Source organism: Brackiella oedipodis DSM 13743, from assembly GCF_000621025.1.
Taxonomy (GTDB): Bacteria; Pseudomonadota; Gammaproteobacteria; order Burkholderiales; family Burkholderiaceae_B; genus Oligella; species Oligella oedipodis.
Window position 1 is genome coordinate 455,752 of the sequence record NZ_KK211205.1, and the last position, 13,167, is coordinate 468,918.

The 13,167-nt window shown below is 45.2% G+C and carries 11 protein-coding genes; 5 read left to right on the forward strand and 6 right to left on the reverse strand.

Features of this window, described 5'->3' with window-relative positions; all coding sequences use genetic code 11:
• Positions 1-90 precede the first annotated feature (90 nt).
• On the reverse strand, positions 91-882 hold the full coding sequence (locus Q335_RS0105445; RefSeq protein ID WP_028357767.1) for a competence/damage-inducible protein A: 792 nt from the start codon (positions 880-882) through the stop codon (positions 91-93).
• Positions 883-979: 97 nt separating this feature from the next.
• Between Q335_RS0105445 and Q335_RS0105450 the strand changes: the two genes are divergently transcribed.
• Positions 980-1,372 (forward strand): thioredoxin family protein, encoded by a 393-nt coding sequence (locus tag Q335_RS0105450; protein ID WP_028357768.1) that lies wholly within the window; start codon positions 980-982, stop codon positions 1,370-1,372.
• A gap of 6 nt (positions 1,373-1,378) precedes the next feature.
• Here the strand turns inward: Q335_RS0105450 and Q335_RS0105455 are convergent, their stop codons facing one another.
• From Q335_RS0105455 to Q335_RS09415, 4 genes are all read right to left on the reverse strand, one after another.
• Positions 1,379-2,425, reverse strand: coding sequence for a quinone-dependent dihydroorotate dehydrogenase (locus Q335_RS0105455; protein ID WP_038369422.1), 1,047 nt, complete (start codon positions 2,423-2,425; stop codon positions 1,379-1,381).
• A 71-nt stretch (positions 2,426-2,496) separates the two neighbouring features.
• A complete protein-coding gene (gene aat, locus Q335_RS09410) occupies positions 2,497-3,270 on the reverse strand; it encodes a leucyl/phenylalanyl-tRNA--protein transferase (RefSeq protein WP_051532321.1) in 774 nt (257 codons plus the stop codon).
• Positions 3,245-3,829 carry an NUDIX hydrolase gene (locus Q335_RS0105465; protein ID WP_028357770.1) on the reverse strand — a complete coding sequence of 195 codons (585 nt, stop codon included), beginning with the start codon at positions 3,827-3,829 and terminating at the stop codon, positions 3,245-3,247. The genes aat and Q335_RS0105465 overlap by 26 nt, the downstream gene beginning before the upstream one ends.
• Positions 3,816-6,044, reverse strand: coding sequence for an FUSC family protein (locus Q335_RS09415; protein ID WP_051532322.1), 2,229 nt, complete (start codon positions 6,042-6,044; stop codon positions 3,816-3,818). The genes Q335_RS0105465 and Q335_RS09415 overlap by 14 nt, the downstream gene beginning before the upstream one ends.
• 451 nt (positions 6,045-6,495) lie before the next feature.
• Here Q335_RS09415 and ilvB point away from each other — a divergent pair, with 451 nt between their 5' ends.
• The 4 genes from ilvB (at position 6,496) to Q335_RS09420 (ending at position 12,203) form a co-directional block, all read left to right on the forward strand.
• A complete protein-coding gene (ilvB, locus tag Q335_RS0105475; RefSeq protein ID WP_028357771.1) occupies positions 6,496-8,211 on the forward strand; it encodes a biosynthetic-type acetolactate synthase large subunit in 1,716 nt (571 codons plus the stop codon).
• 9 nt (positions 8,212-8,220) lie between these two features.
• The gene (gene ilvN, locus Q335_RS0105480; RefSeq protein WP_028357772.1) at positions 8,221-8,715 is read left to right on the forward strand and encodes an acetolactate synthase small subunit; all 495 of its coding nucleotides are present in this window, start codon (positions 8,221-8,223) and stop codon (positions 8,713-8,715) included.
• A gap of 42 nt (positions 8,716-8,757) precedes the next feature.
• Positions 8,758-9,774, forward strand: a complete 1,017-nt coding sequence (gene ilvC / locus Q335_RS0105485) for a ketol-acid reductoisomerase (RefSeq protein WP_028357773.1) — start codon at positions 8,758-8,760, stop codon at positions 9,772-9,774.
• A gap of 158 nt (positions 9,775-9,932) precedes the next feature.
• A complete protein-coding gene (locus tag Q335_RS09420) occupies positions 9,933-12,203 on the forward strand; it encodes a monovalent cation:proton antiporter-2 (CPA2) family protein (protein ID WP_084493551.1) in 2,271 nt (756 codons plus the stop codon).
• A 250-nt stretch (positions 12,204-12,453) separates the two neighbouring features.
• Here the strand turns inward: Q335_RS09420 and Q335_RS0105495 are convergent, their stop codons facing one another.
• Complete coding sequence (locus Q335_RS0105495; RefSeq protein WP_028357774.1) at positions 12,454-13,056, reverse strand: nitroreductase family protein; 603 nt, start codon at positions 13,054-13,056, stop codon at positions 12,454-12,456.
• Positions 13,057-13,167 lie beyond the last annotated feature (111 nt).

A 13,167-nucleotide genomic window follows, 5' to 3' on the forward strand; every position in this document is an offset into this window, starting at 1 on the left:
AGTTTTAATGTAGCAGTTTTAAGCGTTGCAAACAATCAATTTAGGACGCAGCTAAATAAATTTTGCTTGTGTATAACCCTGGTGCCGAGACTATGCTTTGAAGCGGCCGCCTTCACGTAAAACTTGGCCTTTGAGGTAATCAAAAGCCTCATGCACGAGGGTTTCGGGGCCTTTGACACCTAAGTCAATAAAGCCGGGTTGGTCGTCTCTAGGCACGGTGGGCAGACTAAAGGTGTGCACGCCTGGCCAATGCAGTTCGATGTACTCTAGGGCTGGAGTAATGCGTGACTCTGGCAAATAATAGGCAATGACAGAGAGGTGGGTGAGGGCTTGACGTTGCATATCCGCATAGCGATGATCCAAGGTCCACTCTAACATGGGCCAGGCCATCTCAGGGAAACCGGGTACAAAGGTATGGTCTTGAATAAAAAAGCCGGGTATTTGGTTATAAGGATTGGGCACAATTTCGGCGCCTTCAGGAAACACGCCCATAGCCAAGCGGCGTTGATTTTCGGGGCTGCCCGGGTCCCAGGAGCCGCGGCCCTCTTTGGCGAGTGTTATAAAACGCTCAGAAATCAGTTTTTCGGCCTCAGGATGTAATTCCAAAGGCACACCTAAGGCTTTGGCAATAGCTTCACGCGTTTTATCGTCTGGGGTCGCGCCAATGCCACCACAGCTAAAAACAATATCCCCAGCCTCTAGGGTCTTATTAAATGCTCTGACCAGCACCTCTAGATCGTCGGGTAGGATCATGGCCCAAGAAAGCTGTAGACCACGTTGCTTGAGCATTTCGACGACCTTGGAAAAATGCTTATCCTGGCGCCGTCCCGAAAGGATTTCATCACCAATAATAAATAAACCAATATCACGGTCTTTTGACATGTGCGCGTTCCTTAAATAGGTATTGTGACAAGGGGATTAGGCTACAATTTAATTAACTAAGCTTAGGCTTAATGACATCGCAACCTTTAGTTTTATTATGGTATTTTATTCCGAATCCAATAACTACAAAAAAGAACTCCAAGCTTATTTATCTAATCCTGAGCAATTGCTAGTCGTCTGTTATTGTGCTGCTTGGTGTCGTAGCTGTGAGCAGTACCGTATAGATTTTGAGCAGCTGCACCAACAAATGCCGGAGGTGCTTTTTGTGTGGTGCGATATAGAGGACGAACCGGAGTTATTGGATGATTTCGACGTAGATAATTTTCCTACGTTACTCATCCAAAAAAACGGTCAGAACCTGTTTTTTGGCACCATGTTGCCGCATATCAGTCATTTGCAACGACTCATCCAAAACGCTCAAACCGAGCCCTCAAACCATGTGGTAGAGGGGCCACGCGCTTGGTCTGAATTACTGGATTTGAGTGCCTAGATGCAGTTATTTGCTATGTGCTAAGGCTGCAGCGCAATCGCTAATTAAGGCTGGGCCTTGATAGATTAACCCCGTATAAATTTGTACTAAATCTGCACCCGCGGCAATTTTGGCAACGGCTTGGCTGCGGTTTTCTATGCCGCCCACGCCAATAATCGCGACGTCTTGGCCAAGTACCTGACGCAGCTGCCGAATGACTTGCAGCGACATTTCGTGTACCGCAGGCCCCGATAAACCACCGGCTTCTTGGGCTATCTTGAGATCCGCAATGGTGCGCCGCGATAAGGTGGTATTGCACGCAATAATGCCGTCGATATGATGTTTGAGCACCAACTCGGCAATCTGTGTGACCTGCTCGCTATCGAGGTCAGGCGCGATTTTTAGGAGTAAGGGAACCTTAAAGCCATGTTGTTGCTGTAATTGCTCGCGCTCAGCTTGCAAGGCAGAAAGTAAGACGCCCAATGACTCGCCTTGTTGTAAATCACGCAGATTCTTGGTATTTGGTGAGGAAATATTGACACTGACATAATCAGCATAGGGATAAACACCACGAAGACCTATTAAATAGTCCTCATGGGCGCGTTCTATAGGTGTCGTCGCATTTTTGCCAATATTTAATCCTAAAATGCCCCCATGACTACGCCATTGGCTTTTTTTGACATTATCCAAAAATGTTTCTAGGCCGTCGTTATTAAAGCCCATTCGATTAATAATGCCATGCACTTGGGGAACGCGAAAGAGTCGAGGTTTGGGGTTGCCAGCTTGGGGTTTGGGTGTGACGGTACCGACTTCTAAAAAACCAAAGCCCAGTGCACCAAGGGCATCGATATAGGCGCCATTCTTGTCGAGTCCAGCGGCTAAACCGACGCGGTTAGGAAACTGCAGTCCCATCACCGTCTGCGCTTGTCCAGCAAACTCAGGTTTGCTAGGGCTCAATTGCTGCCATTTAGCCAGGCTCTTGAGTGTAAAGTGATGGGCAGCCTCGGCGTCCATCGCAAATAACAAGGGCTTAATGAGGGGATATAAAGGCGATAAATCGAGTTGTAAACGCATAATAGTTCAGTCGTTATAAATGTGCTTATCCAAAATTATATAAAGGCGAGGTGGTCATTGGGTACGGATGGCTAGGTGGCAGCAAATAAATTGTGCAGGGTGATCGTTTCGGGATTCCAACTGACGCTGGATTGAGTCACACGAGCCTGCAAGGCTGCAAAAAAATGTTGAGCGTCGATGGTCGCTGCGCCCATACGTCTGAGATGAGCCGTGTCTTGTTGGCAATCGATGAGATCGATGCCTTTGTCTCGTAATAAACTGACTAAGCCTGCAAGAGCGATTTTAGAGGCATTGCTTTGGATACTGAACATGGATTCACCATAAAACATCTTACCGATGCAGACCCCATATAAACCGCCAATCAAATGTTCGTCTTGCCAGACCTCTATACTATGCGCCAAGCCCATGCGATATAAGTCGCCATAGCATTGCGCGAATTCTGGTGTGATCCAAGTGCCTTCCTCTTGGCGCAGTTGCGCACAACAACGGAGTACGTTGTGAAAGCAGCGATCAGTGGTTACTTGAATAGGACTTTGCGAACCTTGTTGAATAATTTTTTTGAGCGTTTTTTTGAGTGAATGACTGATATGAAAATTGGCCACGGGTAAGACCATGCGTTGTGGAGGATACCACCATAACACCACCGCTTGATCGGGGTGTGACCAAGGAAAAGCACCTATGGCATAGGCATGCTGCAGATAATCGGTATGCAGATGTTCACTGTAAGCAAGCAGCCCCACAGGGAGGGCTTCGTCAAAATGGATGGCGTGAAGTTGGGGAATAGTCTTGAGCAGTAAAGATTGATAGCGTTCTAGAAAGTTAAAAGTCTTTTTTTCTGAGCTCATAAATATGTGGTTGTGGTTTTTCAAGGTTGAGGTCATTAACATAATGCTCAAGCGCCGTACGAATCGAGCGGAAGGCTAAATTCTCCCATGGGATCTCGGCGAGATCATAAAAGCCCGCCGCAAGGCTTTCGGGGCCTGGATCCAGATAATCACTACTACAATGCGCCAAATAATAAATGTGAATTTGACTGATGTCTGGAATATTGATGACGCAATGCAAATTACCGATCTGTACTGTGGCGCCTGCTTCTTCAAGCGTCTCACGAGCCGCGCCTTCGGCACTACTCTCATTCAGTTCCATAAATCCAGAAGGAAAGGTCCACGTGCCGTAGCGCGGTTCAATGGCGCGCTGACAGAGTAAGATTTTATTGCGATATACCGGGATGGCGCCCACTACCACCAGAGGATTACGATAATGCACCGCACCACAGTGTAAACAGACATCGCGTGGGGCATGATCTCCTTCGAGGACCAAGCGCGTCAGTTGCCCTCCACATTGCGTACAGAATTTTTGTAAGACCGGTGCTGGGAAGAAAAAAGACGGATCAGCTGGCTTCATGCGCAATTTCCTTGGGTTTGGCAAAGTCTAATTTAAGGAGCTCTTGTTGAATCTGGCTAGCAGAAATAAACATTTGCTTGATGGGAAAGCGTAAATTGATATTTTCGTTAGAAATATCCGCGATCGGATCCTTACGTTGCTCAGCTTTGCCTTCGAGTATAGATTGGATGTAATTCAAATTATTATAAATAGATTCTGGGATCACTTCATAGGATTCCAGAATAGGAATAGTGGCACTGATTTGGTTGGCCATGGCATCGAGTTGAATCTGAATATTATTAAGGCTCACTACATCCAGCTGTTGCCGTTTAGGCTCATTCATCATGCGCGAAAAACTCTCTGTAAAGGCGCGATAACTCGATTGCATGTCTTTGCGGGCCACTTGTAGATTGACGTATTCTTGATTGTCTGCATGCGCCTTGAGCTCTTGCGGCGACAGTGCGCCAGTGGGATTATGAATAGATTCACTATAGCGTAAGGCATAGTACAGATAAGCGGTGACACAATCGACTGCCTTTTGCGTTAAATTAGGGATAAGATCTTTTTCCCAGCGCGGCAGCACAAAACTAAAGATATAACACAAGATAGACGCCACAATCGTATCGATTAGGCGTTGTCCGACCACCCAATAGAAATCAGGCGTAATAAAATAAAAACCGATTAAGACATAAGCGGTCGTAAAGATCGACCCGAGTCGCAGATTGGTCGGTGAAAAGGTATTAGAGAGAATAATACAGATAAAGAAAAAGATAAAAATTACCACGGTATTGCGGGTCAATAACAAGAACCCCAAGGTCAAAAGACAGCCGATTAGGGTACCGACCAGGCGCCAACTAGAGCGTTGCGAAGTCGTCGCAAAGCCCGATCGCATAATCAAAATAATCGTAAACAAGATCCAATTGGCGTGTCCCAGTAAGTTCTCATGCAACTCTTTATTTATCGGAATTAAGGCCACTACGGAGTTAAAGATGAGCACAAGAAATACCAAGGTACTAATACGTACTGCATATCGAAAAGCGGAGGATTGGGGATTAAGGTTTTTAAATAGTGTGCTGATTTTGTAACGTTGAGACGTGCGTAAGTGCAAAAGACTCTTGTCACGATTGTAGGTACTTTTGAATTCCAGGGTTTGATCCGCGCGCAGGTTATCAGAGATGGTATTGACACAAAAATTGGCATGCCGTAAGCGTCGTAAAACTTTAATCATCAGCCCATATAGGTCGGGATCGGTATCGGGTAGACGCTCTTGACGAAAGGTTTCGATTTCGAACTCCAGAGCGCGTAATTCGGCTTTGACACTATTGCGGTACGACAAAGGCCGATGGCGTAGCAAGTCAGTCGCGGCATGATCTAAGGTTTGGGCCAGTTTTTTGAGGGTGTCACGCATAAACAGCATGGCATCGTGATTGCCTAAGCGTTCATGTAAGTAGGCATAATCGGTTTGCGTCGAGACCATGCTATCTAGAATTGAATCCATCTCTACGTATATATTCCAAAGACGGATTCTTTTTTGATTCTTTTCGTTGGCTTGACCGAAAATCCGTAGCACCATTTCTCGTGCAATCCCTTGGCTCTCGACCATTTTGGAGAGACGTGGAATGAGTTTTTTGTAGGTATCATCCAGGTTTTTATTGATATCAAATAAATTGGCGCGAAAGTGAATGTAATTCGCCGTGTCATATAAGGCGGTGGCCATGATTTGGCGTCGTTCGTGCTGAATAAAAATAAAACCAAAAAAAGCGCTATAAGCAAAATACAACAGCACTCCCGCGGCACCAATCAGGGTATATTCGAGTGCGCTATCAATGGGATAAGAGCGAGTGTAGGTGGTCAGCGTTGCTAGCAGTGCCGAGAAACAAATTAAAGATCCCACCTTGCCATAGACTGCCAACATTGAATAAGCAAATACCAACAGGGTGATCACCAACCAAGACCAGATCGGAAACGTCGATACGAGATTGGCAATATAAATCCCAAAAATAATCAATAACCCACCCACTAGCAGCTCGTTCATACGCACCCGGTAGGTATTGTTGGACGTATCAATAAAACTTTCGCAGAGCACGCCAGTGGCAAAGGCAAAGCCTACTTCAAAATTGGGGAATAAGATAAAAAACAAGGAAATGGCAAAAAATAAACCCAGTCCTTTGCGGAGCCCAAAATATAAATTAGGGCCATAAATAAACTTGATAAAACTATCTGAGTACGAGTCCATGACGCACAACCTAAGGGTTAACACCTATCAAAAAAAGTGATTTTTTGAGGATAGATCGTGTTTTGCAACATAAAAACAAAATATTTAAGTAACAGTATAAATTAGGATTGCATTTTGTAAATGTATCAGGTAAATTTTAAATCTTATGGGCAATATACCATTGTACATAACAGTATAAGTACTACTTTACTGCAACATAAGAACATTTTGTTACACATAAAATATTCTTATAGATTTGGGGGCGACTTAGGTCACAAACTTAAGTGGGCCATTCATTTCAAACTCGGTCATTTAGGCTCATCACAATCTTAAGAATCATGGGTATTTCGACTTATTGTTTGGTAAGTGGATAATCTCAGTGAGATTAAAAGCGTTGCTAGGCAATAGGAGACGGGTAGCTGTGGCGGCGCTAGCCTTCTTAAGAATCGTGATGGTTATGAAAGGAACAATCATGGACTTAATCGGTGCTGATATCGTAGTCAAGTGCCTTGCCGAACAAGGTGTCAAACATGTGTTTGGATATCCTGGCGGCGCCGTACTTTATATCTACGATGCCATCTTCAAACAAAAAGACTTCAAGCACATCTTAGTGCGTCACGAGCAAGCGGCTGTACATGCGGCCGATGCGTATTCTCGATCCTCTAACCAAGTGGGTGTCTGTCTGGTCACTAGTGGTCCTGGCCTAACCAATGCCGTCACTGGTATTGCCACTGCGTACATGGACTCTATTCCGCTGGTCATTATTAGTGGTCAAGTGGGCACCAAGTTAATCGGGGAGGATGCCTTTCAAGAATGTGATGCGGTAGGTATTACGCGTCCCTGTGTCAAACATAATTTTTTGGTGCGCGATGTCAAAGACCTCGCGGCCACTATGCGCAAGGCCTTTTATATCGCCAAAAGCGGTCGTCCAGGCCCAGTATTGGTGGATATTCCCAAAGACGTCTCGCTCGCCAATTGCAAATATTCTGCCCCCAAAGGGCCGGTAACCATGCGTTCTTATGCCCCTGTGACCAAAGGGCATATGGGCCAAATCAAAAAAGCCGCGCAAGCAATTCGTCAAGCCAATCGTCCTATTATTTATGCGGGCGGCGGTGTGATTCTCGCCGATGCTGCCAAGGAGTTACGCGCCTTTACAGAATTACTGAATGCGCCTTGTACGACCACATTGATGGCCTTGGGAGGGCTGAATGCCAGTCATCCGAACTATGTGGGTATGCCAGGCATGCACGGCTACTATGAAGCCAATATGGCATTACAAAACAGTGATGTCGTGATTGCCGTGGGCACTCGTTTTGATGATCGGGTGATCGGGAATGTCAAACACTTTAGACAAATCGATCGCAAAATCATCCATATTGATGTGGATCCTTCATCGATCTCCAAACGCGTCAAAGCCGATATCCCAATTGTTGGGGATGTCAAAAATGTCCTGCAGGCCTTGATGGAGCAATTACAGAATAAAGATAACAAGACCACTAAATCACTCGATGGCTGGTGGCAGCAGATTGAACACTGGCGTGATCGTCAATGTCTTGCTTATGAATATTCGGAGGAATTAATCAAACCGCAATTTGTGATCCAAAAACTCTGTGAGCTTACTCAAGGCAATGCCTTTGTCGCCTCAGATGTCGGGCAGCATCAGATGTGGGCAGCCCAATATTATGGTTTCGAACAACCTAGGCATTGGATTAATTCTGGCGGCTTGGGCACGATGGGCGTAGGTTTACCTTATGCGATGGGCGTACAGATGGCCAATCCAGGTCAGCAAGTGGCCGTGATTACTGGCGAAGGCTCTATTCAAATGAATATCCAAGAGCTGGCTACCTGCAAACAATATCACTTCACCCCAAAAATCATTTGTCTCAATAATCGTTACTTAGGCATGGTCAGACAATGGCAAGAGCTTGATTATGAGAAACGCTATTCAGAATCGTATATGGAGTCCTTGCCAGATTTTGTTAAATTGGTAGAGAGTTACGGCCATATTGGCATACAAATTACAAAGCCTGCTGATGTTGAGCCCGCCCTCAAAGAAGCCTTTTTTGGTAAACACAAAGACCGCTTGGTGTTCTTAGATATTTACACTGATCGCGATGCCAATGTATGGCCAATGGTGCAAAGTGGCAAGGGCCTGACTGATATGTTGATTAATGGTCAAGCGGTTTAAGGGGGCAATATGAAACATAGTATCGCTATATTATTAGAAAATGCCCCAGGCGCATTATCCAGAGTTGTGGGTTTATTCTCTGCCCGTGGTTATAACATCGAGACACTTAACGTTGCCCCCACTGAGGATGGTAGCTTATCAAGGGTGACGATTACTACCCTAGGCGCCGAAGATATTATTGAGCAAATCACCAAGCAGCTCAATCGGCTTGTCGATGTGGTCAAGGTGGTTGACCTCAATGAAGGTGCGCATATTGAGCGCGAATTATTGCTTATCAAGGTCAGAGCGTTAGGCAAAGAGCGTGAGGAGATCATGCGACTGAGCCAAATCTTTAGAGGCAATATTGTGGATGTGAGTCGCAAGACCTACACCATTGAACTGAGTGGTACCAGCGAAAAAATTCAATCATTCATCAATATCCTCGAACCGAGTTCCATTCTGGAAACCGTACGCACGGGTATTTCTGGAATTGGCCGAGGCGAACAACGCATTTTACGTATTTAAGTGCTAAATCTGCAAAGATTTATTTTTACAAAAAGGAAGATTATGAAAGTTTTTTACGATAAAGATTGTGATTTGTCATTAATTAAAGGTAAGCAAGTGGCCATTATTGGTTATGGCTCGCAAGGTCATGCCCATGCACTTAATTTGCACGAATCTGGCGTGAACGTGGTGGTAGGTCTGCGCAAAAATGGTGCATCATGGTCCAAAGCCGAGAATGCGGGTCTCAAAGTCGCCGAAGTGGCTGACGCCGTCAAAGAAGCTGATGTGGTGATGGTGTTATTGCCAGACGAAAATATTCCTGCAGTTTACAAAGAGCACATCCATGACAATCTGAAATCTGGAGCGGCTTTAGCCTTTGCCCATGGTTTCAATATTCACTACGGTCAAGTCGTGCCACGCGATGACGTTGATGTCTTTATGATTGCGCCTAAAGCGCCAGGTCATACCGTACGCAGCACTTATTCGCAAGGCGGTGGTGTGCCTTCACTCATTGCCATTCACCAAGATAAATCGGGTTCGGCTCGTGACGTTGCCTTGTCTTATGCGAGCGCGATTGGTAGTGGCCGAGCAGGGGTGATCCAAACCAGCTTCCGCGAAGAAACTGAAACCGATTTGTTTGGTGAACAAGCTGTGCTTTGTGGGGGTACGGTCGAACTTATTAAGGCTGGTTTTGAAACCTTAGTCGAAGCCGGTTATGCACCTGAGATGGCTTATTTCGAGTGTTTACATGAACTCAAATTAATCGTTGACCTCATCTACGAAGGCGGGATCGCGAACATGAATTACTCTATCTCTAATAATGCAGAGTATGGTGAATATGTGACGGGTCCTCGCGTAGTCAATGAAGAGTCCAAAAAAGCGATGCGTAAATGCCTAAAAGACATCCAAACGGGTGAGTACGCTAAAAGCTTTATTCTCGAAAACAATGCGGGGGCGCCAACACTGACTTCCCGTCGTCGCATCAATGCTGAATCTCAAATCGAGCAAGTGGGCGGCAAACTTCGAGAAATGATGCCTTGGATTGCCAAAAATAAACTGGTTGACCAAACTAAAAACTAAGTAAATCAGTCCCCTAACGCCTTCGTGTCCAGACGTGGTTCGCTGCGCTGCACGAAGGCTTTTTAATTGATTTTTTAAAGACTTTTCGGTATCTTAAAAAGAACCCATTTAGCAGCCAAGGCTGTGTCTTCTTCTAGCAATTATAAAAACCTAACTCTATGAATTATCTGCTTATTGGTGCCTTTATTTACCTATTCACAGCCGTCGTTTCAGTGCCTATCTGCAAACGTTTAGGCTTAGGTACAGTACTAGGTTACTTGTTAGCAGGGATTGTGATTGGACCGGTGTTGGGGATCGCCGGCGAAGAGACCGAGAGTCTGCAGCAGGTGGCCGAGTTCGGCGTGGTCATGATGTTATTCTTGGTCGGGCTCGAGCTCAAACCCAGTAAATTATGGGAATTGCGCTACAAACTCATCGGTTTAGGAGGCTTGCAGATCGCGCTATCAATCATAGCGATTGGGTTGAGCTGCTATTATATTTTTGATCAACCGTGGCAAACAAGTGTGGCGATTGGCTGTATTATGTCGTTGTCATCCACGGCGATTGTGCTACAAACCCTCGACGAAAAAAATCTCAATAGCAGCCCTGGCGGTCAATCGTCATTTGCTGTGTTGCTCTTTCAAGATATCGCCTCCATTCCCATGATGGCCTTGCTACCGCTGTTAGCTTTGGCCGTGACTACCCCAAGCAACATTCATTCAGCAGACAATATCGACTTACTCACCGGTATGAGTGGTTATGTCAAAACCATTGTGACGGTGGTCGTGATTGCCTTATTGGTGGTGGTTGAGCACTTTTTATCCAATCCCATTCTTAAATTCTTAGCGCAGGTGCGTCTGCGTGAGGTCTTTACCTTATTTACATTGGCCTTGGTGATTGGTATTGCCATCCTCATGTCAATGATTGGTCTATCACCTGCATTAGGGGCCTTTATCGCCGGGATGGTGCTCGCCAATAGCCAGTATCGCCACGTTCTTGAGAGCAATTTAGAGCCCTTCAAAGGCTTACTTATGGGCTTGTTCTTTATGACGGTTGGCGCCGGCATTAATTATCACTTGCTGTACAACAAGTTCTTTTTGATTATTGGCGCCACCATTGGTTTAATGCTGATCAAGATGCTGGTGTTATATCTCTTGGCACTGATCTTTAAACTGCGTACCAATGATCGTTTCTTGTTTATGTTGGCGCTGGCACAAGCCGGTGAATTTGGTTTTGTGTTGATTGAATTGGGACATCATAACCAAGTCTTACCTGATCACATTAGCGATAATTTATCGATGATTGTGACCATTTCTATGCTCTTAACACCGCTGTGCTTTATTGCCTATGACAAAGTCATCGTTCCTTGGACGCTCAAGGGCAACAAAAACCGCGAAGCCGATGCCATCGAAGAATCCAATCCCATTATTATTGTGGGTCACGGGCGCTATGGTCAGGTTGTCAATAGCATGATTAACTCTTTAGGCTTTGAGACGACCATTATTGATAATGATCCTACCACGGTGGATGGTCTTAATCGCGTCGGCATCAAAACCTATTTTGGTGATGGTAGTCGTCTTGAACTTTTAGCCACAGCAGGCCTCAATAAAGCGCGTTTATTAGTGGTGGCGATTGATAACCAAGAGCAAAGTATCTCCTTAGTGCGTGAGGCGCGCCTGGCTTTTCCTAAACTAAAAATCATTGCGCGCTCTTATGATCGTAGTCATACCTATGATTTGTACTATGCTGGCGCCAATAGCATTGTCCGTGAGACCTTTGATTCGGCCATTCGTAGTGCCAGCTATGCGCTCGAGATTCTCGGTATTGATCACTACAAAGCCAAGGAGCTCGCTGAATTCTATGCCATTCGTGATCGCCTCATGACGCGTGAGATGGCCGATGCCTATAACCCCGAAATTCCAAGCATAGAAAACACTGATATGCAAGATATCGCCAGGGAGCATCTCAATGAAACCAGCGAATTAATGCAGCAATTGTGGGAAGAGTTGGATCAAGAAGGGGTGTCCGAATTGTCGCAAAATCAGGATATTGATCAACATGATCAGTTTCTAATGTTGCGCAATCTTTCACAACGCGCCAATCAGGTTAATGCTCAGGAGTCAGTTGAGGATCCGCATAATTTATCTAATCTACCAGAGGGTATGCTTAACAAACTCTGGCCGGCCGTTCTCAAAAAAGGCAAACACGCCAAAAATGCGACGCCAAATGCGTCCGATACGCCTGAGTCATTGTTAGCCAATGCGTTGTCACATGAGACTGAGTATGACGCCGACGAGGACGAAACGACCGCTCAGAGCGCGAATCCGGAAACTGAAGAAGCAGAAGACGATATTATCGAATCTAATCAATTACCTTTAGAGCACTTTAATAACGAAAATTATATTTATACGCCTGATCCAGAGGATGAAGAGACGCCACCAAAGGGCTAATTAAATTCAATTCTCGGTACTTAGGAACTTATTATCAACGCCGATCTCTCTAAGGGGCGTTTGCCTACATAAAAACCTCTTTATGAAATTCATAAAGAGGTTTTGTTCGTAAAGTCCTTGCAAGGTAGTGTCGTTGCAGTGATCGACTAAGTCTGGAGAAGCGGCTCAAGCTCGTATGCCTTAGCCATTGTTGTAGGCCTGAGAACCGCTAGCAACGCGCAACAACCTCGAGTCACTTACGCCGATTGGCTTAGGCACCAAAGACTTTGAAACGTTTATCATCATCCATAAAGTCTTTAGGACCAGCCGGTTCAACAATTTTACCAAATGGCATTTGGGCGATGAAATTCCAGGTACTAGGGATTTGCCATTCATCATAAATTTTTTGTTGGGCGAGTGGATGATAGTGCTGTAAATTAGCACCAATGCCACGATCGGCAAGCGCCGTCCAGACAGATAATTGGGCAATGGCAGAAGAATGCTCTGACCATTTAGGGAAATTATCAGCATACGTTGGATATTGTGCTTGCAAGGCTTTGACCACTTCGGTGTCTTCAAAGAACAAGACAGTGCCATAGGCAGAGATCATGCCGTTTTCGAGACGTTGTTTAGTACCCGCAAAGGCTTCTTCACTTTTGGAGACTTCTTTGAGGGCGTCTAAGAAAAACTGCCATAATTTTTTGTGCTCATCACCTAAAAGGATGACTACACGGGAGCTTTGCGAATTAAATGCTGATGGTGAGTGACGCACAGCTTCTTTGATGTATTCAACTAGCTCTTGATTATCGACATCTAGTTGATTACTTAAGTGATAAATAGTGCGACGTTTTTTTAGATTATCAATAAATGACATAGTCCTTCCTTATACGTTATTAGTGTTATCGATAGTTCCAGTATAAGGCGTCTGATTTTGCTTAGCAAACCAGAAACCCAAGATATGAAACACAAAAGACGCCAACGCTTA

What these genes read in the sequence shown, in the direction of transcription:
- Q335_RS0105445 (WP_028357767.1), bottom strand. Translation starts at nt 882, where the DNA reads ATGTCAAAAGACCGTGATATTGGTTTATTTATTATTGGTGATGAAATC.
- Q335_RS0105450 (WP_028357768.1), top strand. Translation starts at nt 980, where the DNA reads ATGGTATTTTATTCCGAATCCAATAACTACAAAAAAGAACTCCAAGCT.
- Q335_RS0105455 (WP_038369422.1), bottom strand. Translation starts at nt 2,425, where the DNA reads ATGCGTTTACAACTCGATTTATCGCCTTTATATCCCCTCATTAAGCCC.
- aat (WP_051532321.1), bottom strand. Translation starts at nt 3,270, where the DNA reads ATGAGCTCAGAAAAAAAGACTTTTAACTTTCTAGAACGCTATCAATCT.
- Q335_RS0105465 (WP_028357770.1), bottom strand. Translation starts at nt 3,829, where the DNA reads ATGAAGCCAGCTGATCCGTCTTTTTTCTTCCCAGCACCGGTCTTACAA.
- Q335_RS09415 (WP_051532322.1), bottom strand. Translation starts at nt 6,044, where the DNA reads ATGGACTCGTACTCAGATAGTTTTATCAAGTTTATTTATGGCCCTAAT.
- ilvB (WP_028357771.1), top strand. Translation starts at nt 6,496, where the DNA reads ATGGACTTAATCGGTGCTGATATCGTAGTCAAGTGCCTTGCCGAACAA.
- ilvN (WP_028357772.1), top strand. Translation starts at nt 8,221, where the DNA reads ATGAAACATAGTATCGCTATATTATTAGAAAATGCCCCAGGCGCATTA.
- ilvC (WP_028357773.1), top strand. Translation starts at nt 8,758, where the DNA reads ATGAAAGTTTTTTACGATAAAGATTGTGATTTGTCATTAATTAAAGGT.
- Q335_RS09420 (WP_084493551.1), top strand. Translation starts at nt 9,933, where the DNA reads ATGAATTATCTGCTTATTGGTGCCTTTATTTACCTATTCACAGCCGTC.
- Q335_RS0105495 (WP_028357774.1), bottom strand. Translation starts at nt 13,056, where the DNA reads ATGTCATTTATTGATAATCTAAAAAAACGTCGCACTATTTATCACTTA.